Annotated in this window: 13 protein-coding genes and 5 tRNA genes; 2 read left to right on the plus strand and 16 right to left on the minus strand. The window is 46.0% G+C overall.

All coding sequences use genetic code 11. From position 1 onward, the window contains the following. Nucleotides 1–80: 80 nt before the first annotated feature. Nucleotides 81–1,640 (minus strand): DNA recombination protein RmuC, encoded by a 1,560-nt coding sequence (rmuC, locus tag Q4Q57_RS12920; RefSeq protein ID WP_311891053.1) that lies wholly within the window; start codon nucleotides 1,638–1,640, stop codon nucleotides 81–83. Nucleotides 1,641–1,904: 264 nt separating this feature from the next. Here rmuC and msrP point away from each other — a divergent pair, with 264 nt between their 5' ends. Together msrP and msrQ are read left to right on the plus strand one after the other, a co-directional pair. Beyond that, entirely contained in the window at nucleotides 1,905–2,939 is a 1,035-nt protein-coding gene (gene msrP / locus Q4Q57_RS12925) for a protein-methionine-sulfoxide reductase catalytic subunit MsrP (protein ID WP_311891054.1), read from the plus strand. Between the two features lie 46 nt (nucleotides 2,940–2,985). Next, entirely contained in the window at nucleotides 2,986–3,651 is a 666-nt protein-coding gene (msrQ, locus tag Q4Q57_RS12930; RefSeq protein WP_311891055.1) for a protein-methionine-sulfoxide reductase heme-binding subunit MsrQ, read from the plus strand. Between the two features lie 172 nt (nucleotides 3,652–3,823). On the opposite strand, the gene gloA is transcribed toward msrQ, so the two are convergent. The 15 genes from gloA to Q4Q57_RS13005 all read right to left on the minus strand — a co-directional run bounded on the left by gloA (nucleotide 3,824) and on the right by Q4Q57_RS13005 (nucleotide 16,378). Continuing rightward, nucleotides 3,824–4,234, minus strand: coding sequence for a lactoylglutathione lyase (gene gloA, locus Q4Q57_RS12935; protein ID WP_006087315.1), 411 nt, complete (start codon nucleotides 4,232–4,234; stop codon nucleotides 3,824–3,826). A gap of 494 nt (nucleotides 4,235–4,728) precedes the next feature. Continuing rightward, entirely contained in the window at nucleotides 4,729–5,370 is a 642-nt protein-coding gene (nth, locus tag Q4Q57_RS12940) for an endonuclease III (protein ID WP_311891056.1), read from the minus strand. 237 nt (nucleotides 5,371–5,607) lie between these two features. Beyond that, complete coding sequence (locus tag Q4Q57_RS12945; RefSeq protein ID WP_006081538.1) at nucleotides 5,608–6,306, minus strand: electron transport complex subunit E; 699 nt, start codon at nucleotides 6,304–6,306, stop codon at nucleotides 5,608–5,610. Next, entirely contained in the window at nucleotides 6,299–6,937 is a 639-nt protein-coding gene (gene rsxG, locus Q4Q57_RS12950; protein ID WP_311891057.1) for an electron transport complex subunit RsxG, read from the minus strand. The genes Q4Q57_RS12945 and rsxG overlap by 8 nt, the downstream gene beginning before the upstream one ends. A 56-nt stretch (nucleotides 6,938–6,993) precedes the next feature. Then, nucleotides 6,994–8,043 carry an electron transport complex subunit RsxD gene (gene rsxD / locus Q4Q57_RS12955; protein ID WP_311891058.1) on the minus strand — a complete coding sequence of 350 codons (1,050 nt, stop codon included), beginning with the start codon at nucleotides 8,041–8,043 and terminating at the stop codon, nucleotides 6,994–6,996. A 26-nt stretch (nucleotides 8,044–8,069) separates the two neighbouring features. Further along, nucleotides 8,070–10,526 (minus strand): electron transport complex subunit RsxC, encoded by a 2,457-nt coding sequence (rsxC, locus tag Q4Q57_RS12960; RefSeq protein WP_311891059.1) that lies wholly within the window; start codon nucleotides 10,524–10,526, stop codon nucleotides 8,070–8,072. Further along, on the minus strand, nucleotides 10,520–11,134 hold the full coding sequence (gene rsxB / locus Q4Q57_RS12965; RefSeq protein ID WP_311891060.1) for an electron transport complex subunit RsxB: 615 nt from the start codon (nucleotides 11,132–11,134) through the stop codon (nucleotides 10,520–10,522). The genes rsxC and rsxB overlap by 7 nt, the downstream gene beginning before the upstream one ends. 1 nt (nucleotide 11,135) lies before the next feature. After that, nucleotides 11,136–11,714: an electron transport complex subunit RsxA gene (gene rsxA, locus Q4Q57_RS12970; RefSeq protein WP_006081543.1), complete on the minus strand. Its 579-nt coding sequence runs from the start codon at nucleotides 11,712–11,714 to the stop codon at nucleotides 11,136–11,138. A gap of 125 nt (nucleotides 11,715–11,839) precedes the next feature. Then, nucleotides 11,840–13,744, minus strand: coding sequence for a GGDEF domain-containing protein (locus Q4Q57_RS12975; protein ID WP_311891061.1), 1,905 nt, complete (start codon nucleotides 13,742–13,744; stop codon nucleotides 11,840–11,842). Nucleotides 13,745–13,948: 204 nt separating this feature from the next. Further along, nucleotides 13,949–14,024, minus strand: a tRNA-Asn gene (locus Q4Q57_RS12980). A gap of 50 nt (nucleotides 14,025–14,074) precedes the next feature. Continuing rightward, a tRNA-Asn gene (locus tag Q4Q57_RS12985) sits at nucleotides 14,075–14,150 on the minus strand. A gap of 43 nt (nucleotides 14,151–14,193) precedes the next feature. Continuing rightward, nucleotides 14,194–14,269: transfer RNA gene (locus Q4Q57_RS12990), tRNA-Asn, on the minus strand. Nucleotides 14,270–14,301: 32 nt separating this feature from the next. Continuing rightward, nucleotides 14,302–14,377: transfer RNA gene (locus Q4Q57_RS12995), tRNA-Asn, on the minus strand. A gap of 54 nt (nucleotides 14,378–14,431) precedes the next feature. After that, nucleotides 14,432–14,507: transfer RNA gene (locus Q4Q57_RS13000), tRNA-Asn, on the minus strand. A 1,127-nt stretch (nucleotides 14,508–15,634) separates the two neighbouring features. Further along, a complete protein-coding gene (locus Q4Q57_RS13005) occupies nucleotides 15,635–16,378 on the minus strand; it encodes a S24 family peptidase (protein ID WP_311891062.1) in 744 nt (247 codons plus the stop codon). Nucleotides 16,379–16,572 lie beyond the last annotated feature (194 nt).

Consider the following 16,572-nt stretch of genomic DNA (forward strand, 5'->3'; position numbering starts at 1 on the left):
CAATCAATTAGGTCTATTAACTTTGTTTATCAAATCAGTCTATTAACTCAACTTATCAACTCAATCTATCATTTTGGGCATTATGCGGATTCGAGTTCTGTGTCCTTAGGATCGCGCGTTGGCGGCAGCGTTAGCTCAGCGTCATCATCCTGTGTGTCGTTGTCGTCTTGGGCTTCATTGAGTGCTTTTTCTAGCAGCATTTTATCCAGCTGTTTACTGGTATCGACCCCGAGTTGCTGCATTAAATGGGCTTGACGCACTAGGTTGCCTTTGCCCGATGACAGCTTGTTCATGGCGCTGTGATAGGTTTTTTCGGCGTTATCTAAGGCACGACCCAGTTTTTCCATGTCTTCAATATAACCACATAACTTGTCGTAAATTCGACCCGCTTGCTTAGCAATGGTTTGCGCGTGTTGATTTTGATATTCGTAGCGCCAAATATTGTTAATCGTGCGCAGGGCCACCAGTAAATTCGTTGGGCTCACCAACATGATATTCTGCTCAAGGGCAAAATTGACTAGGCTAGGATCATGCTCTAACGCCAGTAAAAATGCCGGTTCAATAGGAATAAACATCAACACATAATCGAGGCTCTTAAGACCGTGCAGATTTTGATAATCTTTTTGACTCAAGCCCTTAATGTGACTGCGAATCGAGATCACATGCTCATTAATCGCCTGTTGGCGCAGGGCAGGATCTTCACTGTTGAAGTAACGCTCATAACTGACCAAGGACATCTTAGCGTCGATGACCACGTCTTTATTTTCTGGCAGATGCACAATCACATCCGGCTTAAAGCGCTTACCGTTGTCGTCCTTGAGATCTTGCTGGGTATGGTATTCATGGCCTTCACGTAGACCGCTTTCCTGCAGCACGCGATCGAGGATCACTTCACCCCAGTTACCTTGCTGCTTGTTATCACCCTTGAGCGCTTTGGTCAGGTTGATTGCATCTTGGCTCATCTTCAGATTGAGATCCCGTAGGTGCTCAAGTTGATGTTTAAGGGCGCTGCGCTCGGACTGTTCGTGGGTGTAGGATTCACGAATTTGTTGTCTGAATCCTTCAAGCTGTTGTTTCAATGGCCCAAGCACGCCTTCGAGTTGACTGGCATTTTGATGCTTAAAGTTTTCGCTACGTTCTTCAAAAATGCGATTGGCGAGGTTTTCAAATTGGGTCTGTAACCGCACTTCGGCCGATTCTAGGCTAGCGATTTTATCCTGCAGTGATTCTTGCTGGGCATCGGCCTTGGCTTGAATGGTTTGCTGCATGGCATTGGATTTCGACAGCGCCAATTGAATTTCTAACTGACGGCGCTGGCTGTCATTCAATTGTTGCTCTAAGGTGGGTACACGTTCGGCTAAGGCCTCGGCTTTACCTAATTGTTCAATTTTGAGCTCAAGGCGCTGCTGGTATTGGCGCAGTTGCGCCTCTTTGTCATCAACCAAAATTTGCTGTTGTGCTAAGGATAATTCAGCATCTTCATTCACTTGACGCATCTCTTGCTCAAGTTGGTCTTTGTGTTGTTGCCAACGTTGGCGGGTAAGTCTTTGGTTGAGTAGGGCACCGATCAACAGGCCTAAGAAGGCAATGGCGAGAAGGCCGATGATTTCGGCGACGGAAAAAGATTGAGAAAATGGCATGATCAATAGCACTCCTTTAGCTTTGGCGCTTAGGTTCGCATGCCGCCCAATAGGCTTCAAGCCCTTTAATCAACTATATCTGCGCTTAATGCTTGAATGAGCAAGTCTTATACGTTTAAGGTGAATTTATTCACGGGTGGAAAGTTTTTCTGGCTTTTACCTGTCTATATTAAAGTGAGCATAGAAGTGAGCGATACAGACGAGCGCCAGATAAGCTTTTATCGCGACTAGGTGGCGTTAATCATTAGATGGTAGAGGTGTCAATTGGCTAAACATTCCCGTTTTACCCCAGGTATTCTTAAAAAAGCGCAGTGGCACATGCAAGATAACCAAGTGACGCCCGAAGCGGTGTTTCGCTCGCGCCGGCAGATTGTGAAAGCCATTGGGCTTGGTGCTATCGGCGCCAGTGTGCCAGGTTACGTGCAGGCCGGATTGTTCGATCTATTTGGTGATCAACCTAAGTCCTCATTTATCACGACGCCACTGACCTTCCAAACCAATAAGCAATACGGTGATGCTGATGTGTTAACCCCGCTTGATAAGGTGACGCAGCACAATAACTTTTACGAGTTTGGTACGGACAAGCAAGATCCCTTCAATAATGCCCAAGGTTTTAAAGTCGATCCTTGGCAACTGCGTATCGAAGGTGAAGTCGAACGACCCATGACGTTAGATTTTAATGATCTCACTAAAATATTCCCGCTCGAGGAGCGTAATTATCGTCTGCGCTGCGTTGAAGCTTGGTCCATGGTGATCCCTTGGGTGGGGTTCCCGCTGGCGGCATTATTGAAAAAAGTGGGTGTAACTAGCAAGGGCAAATATGTCGCCTTCGAAACCGCTTTTGATCCCGAGCAAATGCCGGGGCAGAAGAGTCGATTAATGGGCGGTGGCATTCATTATCCCTATGTTGAAGGTCTGACGATAGCCGAAGCCATGAACGATTTAACCTTAATGTCGGTCGGTTTGTACGGCAAGACCCTGCCACCGCAGAACGGCGCGCCGATCCGCTTAGTGGTACCGTGGAAATATGGCTTTAAGAGCATTAAATCGATAGTGCGAATTCGCGTCATGGATAAACAACCGCCGACCAGTTGGAATCAGCTTGCCTCACACGAGTATGGATTCTATGCCAACGTCAATCCGGCGGTGGATCATCCACGTTGGTCACAGGCCAGTGAACGTCGTATTGGCGAGGGCGGACTATTCTCAGCAACCCGTATTGATACCCAGCCGTTCAACGGTTACGGCGAGTTTGTGGCTTCACTCTATGACGGTATGGATCTGAGGAAAAACTATTGATGCTTAGTTTGCTGTTTGGAAATACGCCATTAAGCGGGGATGACCAATGTTGAGATTAACCGCTAAGCACTTGTTTTGGTTAAAAGCGTTATTTCATTTGCTGGGTTTAGTGCCCATCGCCTACCTGGTGCTCACCGTAGTGTTAGGCCGTGCAGGCGGCGATCCCGTGCAGCACATTATCCACTTCACAGGTATAGGCGCGTTAAATGCCTTAGCGGCGACCTTATTGATCTCACCGATTTCCAAGCTGACCAAGCAAGGGCTATTAATGCAGACTCGTCGCTTGGTGGGGTTATATGTGTTCGCCTATGCCACTTTGCATATTCTGGCATTCTTTAGTTTAGATCTGTTGTTTGCTTGGGAATTACTGTTTAGCGAAGTGGTAAAACGGCCGTACATTTTAGTCGGCGCTGTGGCTTATCTTATCGTCACTGCTTTGGCGATAACTTCGTTTAAAGCCTTGATGCGTAAGATGGGACGTCGTTGGCAGGCCTTGCATAATGGGGTGTATTTAGTCGCGATATTAGCGCCAATCCATTTTTACTGGTCGGTAAAATCGGAAATCATCGAGCCAAGTCTGTATATCGTTGGTTTTAGTGTGTTGCTGCTGTGGCGTACGCCTTGGCTTAAGCGCATCCTCAGCCATAAAGGGATGAGTAAACCCGTGAAAAAGACGACTAGTGGACAAGATAAAGCGTCGATAAGTCGATAAAATCAGCTTAAACGCATGGCGCGAGTGGTGAATTGCTGGCTTGTTTTATGTTTAACGCAAAATAAAATTATAAAAACAAAAATGCCGAATCAAGATTCGGCATTTCTCATTTAGCGAACTGTTCTGCTCAGTTAATCTAGCTCAGTTAATCTTCTTGCTCAGGTGGCAAGATTTAACCTAAACCTTGAGTCGCTGACTTCATTTGAATGAACTCAATTTTATAACCGTCTGGATCTTCAACAAAGGCAATCTCTGTGGTGCCACCTGCGACTGGACCAGGTGCACGTGTTACTTTGCCTCCTGCAGCGGCAATAGCAGCGCAACGGGCGTAGATATCTTCATCACCAATCGCTAAGTGGCCAAAGCCTGTGCCTAAATCGTATTTGTCAGTGCCCCAGTTATAGGTCAGTTCAACCACGGCTTGGCCTGTGGACTCTTCACCGTAACCTACGAAAGCTAAAGAATATTTGTATTCTGGATTTTCAGAGGTGCGAAGTAGTTTCATGCCGAGCACTTCAGTATAAAAAGCAATACTGCGTTCTAAGTTACCGACGCGGATCATAGTGTGTAATAGTTGCGACATAGGTCCTCTCTCTAAATAGATTCCGGTGGGGAGTATATCAAAAATGTCTCTGCGCATGACCACAAATCTCATCCATGGTGTTTTTATCACACTTGATCAATTCGATTGGTTAGGATAGGAAAACGCTGGCTGTCGACGGGCTAATTTGCGGATTGTGATAAGAAAATTGCCGATAAATTGGCTGTTGCTCACAAAACACAGAGACAAACATGGGATTTTACCGCGAGGTTGACGATAATACAGCCATACCAACTAGGAGAGTGAATGATGAACACCGAAGTTAAAATGGCCTTAGGCACTACAGTTGTAATTGCTTTATTTTTCAGCGCGTTCTTTGTTTCAATGTTTTAACGACTAATATTAGTTTGAGTTAACCCAGCTCCAAGTTAAACAAAAAAGCCGCTATTGCGGCTTTTTGTTTGTCTGAAATCTAGTCTAATCAATGTGAAAACAATGCTGAAACGTCAATTTGCTCCACTAAGTTGATTCGAAGCTTACTCTTCAGGATAAATTTTTTCTTTAAATTCGCACAAGTCTTCAATGATACAGCTACCACAGCGGGGTTTGCGCGCAAGGCAAGTGTAGCGTCCGTGCAGGATAAACCAGTGGTGCACATCGACTTTAAATTCCGCAGGCACGACTTTCAGCATTTTCTCTTCCACTTCGACCACGTTCTTGCTGGGCGCAAATTTAGTGCGATTAGCGAGGCGAAAAATATGGGTGTCGACGGCGATTGTCGGCCAACCAAACGCAGTATTGAGCACCACGTTTGCCGTTTTACGGCCAACGCCAGGCAGAGACTCTAGGGCTTCGCGGTTTTCTGGCACTTCGCCATTGTATTTCTCAATCAAGATCTCACAGGCTTTGATCACATTGATGGCTTTGTTGTTATATAAGCCTATGGTTTTTATGTATTGTTTTAAACCATCGACGCCAAGGGCATAAATGCTGTGGGCCGTGTTCGCCACAGGAAAGAGTTTGTCCGTTGCCTTGTTGACGCTCACATCCGTCGCTTGGGCGGATAAGGTCACCGCGACTAAGAGTTCGAAAGGACTGGAGAAATTGAGCTCGGTTTCAGGTTTCGGATTGTTATCGCGAAGACGGGTGAGGATCTGGATGCGTTTTTCTTGATTCATGTACGATTCCTGCGCGGTTGTTGGGTTCAACTCGTCATTATCAATAGGGTATTAATGATGATTGAACGAGTTTGAAACCTAGACCTGCTGATTTCCTATGCTTTGAGTTCTTATGCTGAGTGCTTATGCTTTGATATATTATGTTTTAATTCCAGTCGCTTAAGTGCGCTAGGCGCACATTAAGCGTTGAACACCATACTCTGTACTATGCTGGAATTAGGCCTTTATGTCGAAAGCCTAACCAACCTTAGTGATGCGCGCGCGGGTGACACTTGGCTCTGCGGCGACTTGAGGTTGGCGTTCTTTCACTTTTTTATCAATCACGTTTTTCAGTGCAATCAATAGTCCCATGACGATAAATGCGCCAGGTGGCAGCATAGCAAGCAGGAAGGGAGTATCGACTTGCCATAAATGGATGGTTAAGGATTTCGCCCACGGGCCGAGCAGTTGATCGGCGCCATCAAACAGTGTCCCTTGACCTAATATTTCCCGCGTTGCGCCAAGTACTGTAAGCACTAAGGTAAAACCGAGTCCCATCATTAAGCCATCAAATGCGGCGCTAAAGGCGTTATTGCGCGAGGCAAAGGCTTCGGCGCGACCGATAATAATGCAGTTGGTCACAATCAACGGCAGGAAGATCCCAAGGGATAAATACAGACCGTAGGCATAGGCATTGATAAGCAGTTGCACTGTGGTCACCAGTGCGGCGATGATCATCACAAATACCGGAATACGAATTTCTTTGGGCACATAGTCGCGCACCAGCGACACCAAAATGTTAGAACCAATCAGCACCAACATAGTCGCTAGGCCAAGGCCAAGGGCGTTCGTGATCGTCGCTGTGACCGCAAGCAGGGGGCACAAGCCTAACAGTTGCACTAGGCCAGGGTTATTCTTCCACAGACCTTGCCAAGCAATTTCGCGATAATTAGTCATGGTTGGCCTCACAATTTAGCGGCAGACTGAAAATTTGCGCTTGGTTATTGTTGAAATACCATACTGCGTTTTTGACTGCTTTGACATAAGCGCGCGGGGTGATAGTCGCGCCGGTAAATTGATCAAAATCGCCACCGTCTTTTTTAACCAACCATTGTTTGTCATCTGCCGAGCCTAACACTTTACCGACGAACTGAGAGACCCAATTGGATTTACGCAGATCGATTTTATCACCGAGTCCAGGTGTCTCTTGGTGAGCTAAGGTGCGAACGCCTAGGACTTCACCTTTAGTGCTAATACCCACAATCAATTTGATGTTGCCGTTATAGCCATCGGGCGCAATAGCTTCAATGGCGATAGCCACAGGTTTGCCTGCACTGGTGGCTATATAGGCGGGCATTGGGCTATCAGTGCCTAATGCGTCTTTATCTCGCAGCAAAGTACATTGAGCCGTTAGCTCGTTATCGTGCATCTCATCAGGAATTAATTGATGTAACACTCGCATTAATTCCTGCTGTTCTTGCTGCTTAATTTTATCGACAGTTTGTTGATTGACTGCGGCGACGAGCCCAGTGCAAATCAAGGCAAACAATGCCAATAAAAAACCATTTTTAATCATCGGATTTTTCAACTCTTTTTCCTTAAGCTCTCGTAGCCTGCAGAATGATGCTATCGCTTAGCATGACCTTAGTTCGTTGAATGGCCATAGGTGCGTGGACGCACGTAATAGTCAATAAAGGGCGCGCAGAGGTTAGCCAATAATACGGCAAAGGCGAAGGCGTCAGGGTAACCACCTTTGGTGCGGATGATATACACCAACACACCAATTAACGCGCCGAAGATAATGCGGCCACGGGGGCTGGTTGCGGCAGTAACGGGATCGGTGGCGATAAAAAACGCCGCTAACATGGTTGCGCCAGAAAACAAATGCAGCAACGGACTGGCTTGGTTATCGGGTGACAGTAAGAAACCAATACTCGATGCCACAAAGAGGCCTAATAACACGCCAGTGCTGATGTGCCAGCGAATAGCTTTAAGTTTAAGCAACACTAACCCGCCAGCAAGATAAGCCAAGTTGACCCAGAACCAACCTACGCCTGTGCTGCCATCAAAAATGGCTTTGGTGAGACTTTCTGTGGTGGTTAATCCCATGGATAAATCGGTTTTGAGGGTATCGAGTGGCGTTGCCATTGTCATGCCATCAATGCCTAAACGAAATTGCTCCATATTCACGTGCGCGCCAACATTAAAAATAAGTTGCAAGCTTTCAACAAGGCTGGGTGAATGCAGTGCAACTGTGCTCGGTGCTATCCAGGTGGTCATTTGCACAGGGAACGAGACTAACAGCAATACATATGCCGCCATTGCAGGGTTGAATAGGTTATGGCCTAAGCCGCCGTAGAGGTGCTTAACTATAACGATCGCAAAGGCGGTGCCCATGACGATCATCCACCAAGGGGCGAGGGGCGGAATGGCGACACCAATTAAGATGGCGGTGAGCATGGCGCTGTTATCGCTAAGGCTCGCTTTGATATTGCGATTGCGAAGTTTCATCACAGCGGCTTCGCAGCTTAAGGCGACGAGGATCGCCAGCAGGACTTGCACAAGTGTGCCCCAGCCAAAAAAGGCACATTGCACGACAAGGCCCGGCAGTAAACATAAAATCACCCTTTGCATGACCGTTGAGGTATGCAAGTTACGCGTTACATGGGGTGATGAGGCTATTTTAAACGCCATTGTGTTCCCTTTTAATCATTCTGTTCTTAATCATTAGTCACACTTGAGTCGCTCGAAGCGTTGGCTTCTTGGGCGAGTGCCGCTTTTTTGGCTTTCGCCTTGGCGATGGTCGCAGCAATCCGCGCTTTTTTAAGTTCATCACTCGATAAAGGCGCCGTTTCAATGGGCTCTGCAGCAGATTCCAGCGATGGCAAAACGGCATCAGCTTCAGTTGTTACTGTCTCAAGCTCTGCTGCTATCGAGGGCGATGCCACGTTAGCATCAGTTTGGATCTCGTCAACGGACTCTATTTCAGCATCAGTTTTAGACTCTGCTGATGCAGCCGCTATTTTCTTCGCTTTAGCACGAGCAACAGCGGCGGCCACTTTGGCCTTTTTAATCGCTTCAGCGTCGTTAACGTCAGTAGCGGCTGCTTCTGTATCATCATTCACATCTGCTTGAACGCTAGCTTTGGAATCAACTGCTGGAGTCGCGGTCTGGTTTAAACCATTTTCAGCATTCGTCTCAGCTTGTTGCGCGGCTTTTTTCGCTTTAGCACGTGCTACAGCCGCAGCCACTTTGGCCTTTTTATCATCAGCAGCGTTTAACTCTGATGTGCTGTCAGCGGTATCAGTATGCACTAACGCTGCGGTATCGGTTTGCTGCGCCGCTTTTTTGGCTTTAGCGCGGGCAATCGCCGCGGCGACTTTATCTTTCTGGGATAACGGCGCTTCCTGCGCTATCGCAACTGTTGCTGAGATGGAGTCGTTTGCATCCATAGTCACAGCATTGTCTGTTTCAGCACCATTCACGTCAGTGGCATCGGCATTTGCTTGGGCAGCTTTTTTCGCCTTAGCACGGGCGATGGCGGCGGCAACGGCGGCCTTACCTTTTGGCACTTCCGTGGTGTCAGTTGTTGTGACGCTTGACTCTTCGGTAATTGATTCGCCAGTGACAGCTTGTGCCGCTGCGGCTTTTTTCGCGGCGATGCGTGCCATGGCCTCAGCAACGGCATTTTTATCTGTGCCTGTCATCGTCGCTTGTCGGCGCTCTGCGGCTTCTTTCGCTTTAGCTTCACGGGCCAGTTTTTCTTCTTCGAGACGCGCTAAGCGGGCATCGAAGCGTTGTTTAGCGCGTTCCGCTTGCTGCTTCTCATCGGCGGCTTGTTTAAGTGCTGATTTGGCAATGCGGTAATACTCGACTAAAGGAATATCACTCGGGCAAACGTAACTACAACAACCGCATTCAATACAATCCTTTAGATTGTAACTGGCGGCTTTATCGTATTCTTCGGCCTTGGCGTGCCAAAAGAGTTGTTGTGGCAACAAGAGTGCAGGGCAGGCAGTGGCGCATTCGCCGCAGCGGATACAGGCTTTTTCTTCGGGCGTGCTACCAATTTCTTGGCTGCTTGGCACCAGAATACAGTTGGTACCTTTTAAAATAGGCACTTGGATATTCGCTAACGCATGGCCCATCATGGGCCCGCCAATAATCACCTTTTGGTCAGGCTCTGGCGTGAATTCAGTTGCAGTCAGTACGTGATCAACGGGCGTGCCTATCGGTAACCAGTAGTTCCCCGGTTTGCTGACATTTTTGCCTGTCACAGTCACAACGCGTTCAACCAAAGGCTTGCCTTGGGTGACGGCTTGATGAATTGCATAGGCAGTACCGACGTTATGTACCACGATACCGAGTTTGGCGGGAATGGCGCCCGAGGGCACTTCGCGGCCAGTAATGATCTGAATTAACTGCTTTTCACCGCCAGAAGGGTATTTAGTCGGGATAACCGTCACCCGAATGCTGCCTGCAGGAAGTCCGCATTGGTTGACTACAGCTTGCATGGCTTTGGCCGCTTCAGGTTTATTATCTTCAATGGCGATAACAATGCGTTTTGGCGCTAATAATCGATGAATTATGCCAATACCCGCGAGGATATCTTGGCTGTATTCGCGCATTAATCTGTCATCGGCGCTGATATAAGGCTCGCACTCGACGCCGTTGATGATGACTAAGTCGATTTCACTGACCGGATTTAGCTTAATATGAGTCGGAAACGCTGCGCCGCCCATACCCGCAATACCCGCTGAGCGAATCTTATCGACGATTTGCTGATGGCTTAAGTCATCAAGTTGATTGGGTACTAACTCGCACCAGGTGTCCTTGCCATCGGCAGCAATAACGCAAGTGTTAACCGGCAGTGCAGAGGCGTGGTTACTGGCCCTTGGCTCAATAGCAACAACTGTGCCTGATGTTGGTGCATGTACAGGTAAATGCCAAATGGAAGTACCTTGCGTTAACGGCGTGCCTTTTAGCACCTTATCGCCAACCTTCAACGCAAGCGTACAGTTTTCACCGACTTGTGGCACTGGTACTAAGTACGTCGAGGCTAATGGCAATTGGCCAATCGGTGTCGCATTTGAGAGAAATTTGACTTCAGGGGGATGTATACCACCGGGTGAGCGCCAAAGGGTTCCTTTATCTAATTGATCTAATAAAGTTAACACCGCTTTTCCTCTTCTAACTGTGGATCTTGGCTCTGAATCTCTTTGCTGAGAGTCTCTTGGATGAGCGTCACTGGGATGGCATTTAAGCGCCAGTTCCAATTTTTAAGATTCTGGGTGACAGGGATCATATCGATACAATCGACGGGGCAAGGCTCAACACAAAGATCGCAACCAGTGCAGTCGGTTGTGAGCACGGTATGCATCAGCTTGCCTGCACCGATAATCGCATCCACAGGACAGGCTTGAATACATTTAGTGCAGCCAATACATTCATCTTCGCGAATATAGGCGACTTTCTTGACCTGAGATTGTGCCTCGGCATTCAGCGGCTCTGGCTCAACGCCAATTAGAGTCGCCAGCTTTTCCATGGTGGCTGTGCCACCAGGGGGGCATTTATTGACTTTATCGCCATTGGCAATGGCTTCTGCATAAGGGCGACAACCTGGGTAACCACATTGACCGCATTGGGTTTGTGGCAGAATAGCTTCGAGCTCATCGACAATCGGGTTGCCTTCAACCTTGAATTTAAGGGCGGCAAAACCGAGTAACACCCCAAAGACTAATGCCAATAGGGTCAACAATATGACTGCAATTAAAATTCCGGACATCTTACTTAACCAATCCTGTGAATCCCATAAAGGCGAGGGACATAAGACCTGCGGTGATCATCGCAATCGCGCCGCCTTTGAAAGGTAAGGGGACATCGGCGGCCGCTAAACGCTCGCGCATCGCCGAGAAGAGAATTAACACTAATGAGAAGCCTAACGCAGCACCAAAGCCATAGATAGCCGATTGAATAAAATCGTGCTTCTCATTCACGTTTAATAAGGCAACGCCTAATACCGCGCAGTTAGTCGTGATTAACGGCAAGTAAATCCCTAAGGCACGATGCAGTGCGGCACTGGTTTTTTGTACCACCATTTCAGTAAATTGCACCACAACGGCAATCACTAAAATAAAGCTCATGGTTCGCAGGTAACTCAGATCAAAGGGTAATAACAGATACTGGTTGACGAGATAACTGAGAATTGAGGCTAACGTCAGCACAAAAGTGGTCGCCATAGACATGCCAATAGCGGACTCCAATTTGCTGGAGACCCCCATAAAAGGGCACAGGCCTAAGAATTTCACTAAAACGAAATTGTTGACCAGCACTGTACTGATCAACAGGAGGAGATATTCAGTCATCCTAATACTTTTCTAAACGGATCTTGGCCGTATTATCGACTTTTCCGTATGCATAAACAACATATAGAATGCAGGGTTAACCATCTTTACTGTAAATTTTGGCGACGAATTAACCCGTTAAAGTATTAAATCTGATCTGTAATGGCCATAGCTTGTGGCTGTGCGATGTAATAGCCCTGTAATCCATCGATAAGGAGTTTTTCCAGGGTCAATTTTTCTTCTTGGCGTTCGACACTGGTAGCGATGACCCGAATGCCTATCCGCCTTGCGACATCCACCATCATACGCACGAAGAACTTATTGTTGCTGTCTTCATCGATATTAGAAGTGTAACTACCATCGAGCTTGATGAAGTCGGGCCGCACTTCGCTGAAGAATTTGAAGGAGGTAAAACTCATACCAAAACGCTCAATCGACACCCGCGAACCGACACTGTGCACTTCGCGGACAAACTTATAACTCGCCCCTAAGTTAGACTGCATTCCGGACTCGTTGATCTCAAATACTAAGCGCGAGGCGATGTATTTTTGCTTACCTAATATGTCCTTCAACCAAGCGACAAACTTGTCTTGATGGGCCGAAAATGCGCTGATATTGATACCAAAGTTACCGGTAATGGTCGGGTTTTCCTTAAGTATTCTTAATGCACTGATCACCACCAGTTTATCTAACTCAGTACTCATACCGTGACGTTCAGCCATGGCAATCACTGTGGTGGTGGGTAAAAACTTGCCTTCGCTATTATAAAAACGGGCTAATAACTCGCGGTAAACTTCGACATCAGTGCGACACGGCTGAATAGGTTGCTGGTAAAATTTTAATGCTTGGCGAGTGACTAAATCATTGATCGCCATCTTCCAGCGATCGTCTCCAAATTGTTCATCACCATTGAGTTTTTCTTGGATATGATAGCTATTGGGCCCAAGGGTTTGCGCTATGCTGACCGCAGTATCGGCAATGGTCAGTAAATTAGCCGCTTCCACTCCTTGGTTGTAGGGTACTAAGCCTATATGGGCAACGGATTCCGCTTTTGTCATCTGCTGATATTCATCGAGGTAAATTTTTAGCTGGTCTAAAAATTTCGGTGCATCTTTGAGCATAACTTCGGGAATAAACACTGCAAAATCAGCACTCGCTACTCGAAAATATTCGGCATCAGGATAGCTGCTACAGGCTTTACGGATGCAATTGGCGACTCTTGCGAGATAATCATCTCCCGCAGTTCGCCCTTGTTTCTGGTTTATTTGCGCCAACTCGGTCGCTTTAACCATAGCCATCAAGCCCAATTGAGGAATATTTGGATTACTAATGGTTTCTAGTTTTTTTGTAAATCCTGGGCGGGTGCTAAAACCTGTCACTGTGTCTTGATAGGCGGCTTTATGTAGCTTTTCGTTTTCTTGATTGAGCTTATCGATTTGAGTTTTAAGTTGCAGGCGACATTCTTCAAGGGAAATACCAATAGGGTTGAGCTCGCCAGTCAGCTTTGATGATGCGACTGCAGAAAACCCTAACTCAGGTATTTTGGAAATATAATCAGCAGCATAACGTATTGCAGCCCTATGTTTTGACATTAATAGAACAAACACTAACAGTAATGTCAGATAAGCCACTAGCAACATGAGGCCAAGTTTTTCAGTGTTGCTAATTGCCGTATCAATGGCTTGATTGGCGCTGAGTTTGACTTGTAAACGACCGGCTGCCAATTTTTGTGTGTGGCTAAGGTCGATGGAAAATAAACTGGCTAAAGGATGGGAGTGTTGGCTGTCTAAGCTGCCTTCGGTATGGCTCAGTTGCCCGTCGGTATCATCAATATATTGGAAGAACTGAAATTGGTAGTCTTGAGATAGTTTTTTGAAGAGTTCAGTGCCATTACCTTGCCATTCTTGGTAGCGGATTAAGCTGGATTTAAAACTATCGAGTTCTTGCTGCTGTTGGACTTGCAATTGACTGTTTTCACTTTGATACACCCAAGCAAAAAGACCTAAAAAAATAAGCAGTAAAAAAATGGGATATGATTTTGACATGGCCATAAAAATCCGCTCTAGATTTTGGTGAGTACGAACAGGATAAGTTTAAGTCAAGAATGCTTAAAAACCGCTATCTGTGTGAAGATACTCAGAAATTTGTTTAATAAGCTGGTAACAGTGTAACTGCATTTGCTTAAAAACAAAACGAAAAGAATAAGTTGCCAAGCAGGAGTGAAACTGAGGAATGGGTTGTTGAATTAGAAAATATGGCTCCCCTGACTGGACTTGAACCAGTGACATACGGATTAACAGTCCGCCGTTCTACCGACTGAACTACAGGGGAGTAGAGGGTGCGATATTGCTATCGACTTTTAAGAAATAACACTTTGAATATGGCTCCCCTGACTGGACTTGAACCAGTGACATACGGATTAACAGTCCGCCGTTCTACCGACTGAACTACAGGGGAATCGGGTGCGATATGACTATCGACTTTATTCTGTGTTTTAAATTGGCTCCCCTGACTGGACTTGAACCAGTGACATACGGATTAACAGTCCGCCGTTCTACCGACTGAACTACAGGGGAATCGTTTTAAACCAGCAGTGTCATAATGTAATTGGCTCCCCTGACTGGACTTGAACCAGTGACATACGGATTAACAGTCCGCCGTTCTACCGACTGAACTACAGGGGAATCGATTACATATTGTTACTGCTTGTTCTTACTTGCTTTTACTCTGCGTTAAATTGGCTCCCCTGACTGGACTTGAACCAGTGACATACGGATTAACAGTCCGCCGTTCTACCGACTGAACTACAGGGGAATCGTTTCACACAGTCGTAGCGACTCGTTGAGAACGGAGCGCATAGTAAAACGCTCTGTGGGATGAGTCAACTCGAGTTACTAAAAAAAGTGTAATTATGCTGTTAAGTGCTCATCTAATGTGCATCGTGGTGCAGAATTCGACATTTTTAGTGAAAAACCACTTAACAATTCGCAATATAGCTTTGAACGCCGCTACCGTTCGCAGGGTGAAATTGCTATAAAATTGAAATCACTCGTTAAAAAATAAGCACTTTTGGGAAATCAGTTGAGCTCAGAGTCAATAAATAGACTTAAACAATTTAAATATAAAGCGCTACCAAATATTGCTGCGGGTTTAATTCCTCTTTTCTACTGATTGATAAGCATTGGGTTAGTTTGGTAAGCCAACATAGTGGTGCAGTGTTAAGTTATCGCAGCATAAAGAGGGATATGGAGCTTTGGTAAACCTCAAGGCTTAAACCGTGAGGCACATTACTGTATGGTCGGCGATTAACGAACGCTTCTTTCTTCGGTATGGCATACGTCACCATGTCCGATGCAAGATTGGCTAGCAAGTTAAAGGTTAAGCTGCCTATACGTCGTATGTCGTATATAGAAGACATTTGCTGTAAAAGTGAACTATTAATGTAATGGCGTTGAAGCGTATCTTGGCTTCGAAAGTAGAATAATTAAGGAGTGCTAGAGTATTAATCACTGGTCTATGCTAGGTTTTAGCTTAGCGCCAACAAGTAATTCAACGAGATTTGATCGCCGTTCATTGCTTTTTAAACGTTAAAGTGTTCAATTCAACACGCAATATGTGACTGATTTTAATTTAGCTTTCATCAAATTAGCCGTATCTGTTACTCAAGTCGAATGGCTTACAACGCAGTGAAGAGCAAGGGTAGTTGCAATTAGTGAAATTGATACTGTAACCAGTCAAATGGATTGACAATAAGTGAGAACAGCCGAGATTAGTTGAAACTAGGCGGGAAGCCTTGGTGTACAAGAGTTGTTCGAGTGATGTGTTAAGTCGGAAGTGATTCACTTGGATTGATAAAAACAAAGCCGGAGCATAAACAATGCGCCAGCTTTGAAAAAAAATCATAGGTCATTAAGATTGATAAACTCGGAACTGTTAAAGATTTAATCGAGATTTTTACCCATCCAAACGACTTTGCCAATAATTTGCAGCATTGGCAGTTCCCCCGCAGAGACAATCTGAGATTTATACTCCTTGTTGTCACTGATTATCTCTATGCCGCCATCAAACAGTTTCTGCAAGCGCTTAGCATAAAGATCGTCGCCCAGGCGTAACACGAAGATACAGCCATCTTCTAGCGTCGTCTTACTTATATCAACCAGTAAGCTATCACCACTGTGTATAGCGGGCTCCATCGAATTGCCTTTGGCATAGACGACTTTAAGATTCTCAGGCTTTAAACCACGGTATTTAAGCCAGTTCTTCCTAAACGAAAGTCGTCTGCGTACACCTGTCTCATCATTAAACGCGCCATGTCCAGTGCTTACCACCACGTCATAGCCTTCAATCAAGAAATACTCTTCATTGAATTGGTCTTGGTGGACGTAAACAATACCTTCCTGGGAAATATCATCGCGTTGGCGATTGGGGTATTTAGGACCATTGCCAGTTGCAAGCCAACGAATACTCACGCCAGCCTCTTCTGCTATACGTATTGCCGTATCTAACTTAGGTTCTCCACCTTTGATTAGATTACGCAGGGTGCCTTCAGATACGCCAATTTTAATGGCGAACTCTCGAACACTATGTTTTCCAATTGCTTCCGAAATGCGGTCAGCAAGAGTGCCGACTTCAGTTGTGGAAGTCGGATCTAAAGTTGGATCTGAATGTAAGGCTTCCGACTTCATTGTTTTCCTCGAACCAAAATCTATTTAATGCTCAAGAGAGCAATAGTCATTACTTAAAAACTACCGAATAAGTAATGGTTTACTGAATATTCAACCGAAACCACATCAATCTTTTACGCACCAAAATAACTTCTGTGCGTAATTTTCTGCGCATAAAAGCAAAAACCTGTTGATTTGTGTCTAACTCGGATCTA

The organism is Shewanella sp. SP2S2-6 (assembly GCF_031931965.1).
Taxonomy (GTDB): domain Bacteria; phylum Pseudomonadota; class Gammaproteobacteria; order Enterobacterales; family Shewanellaceae; genus Shewanella; species Shewanella baltica.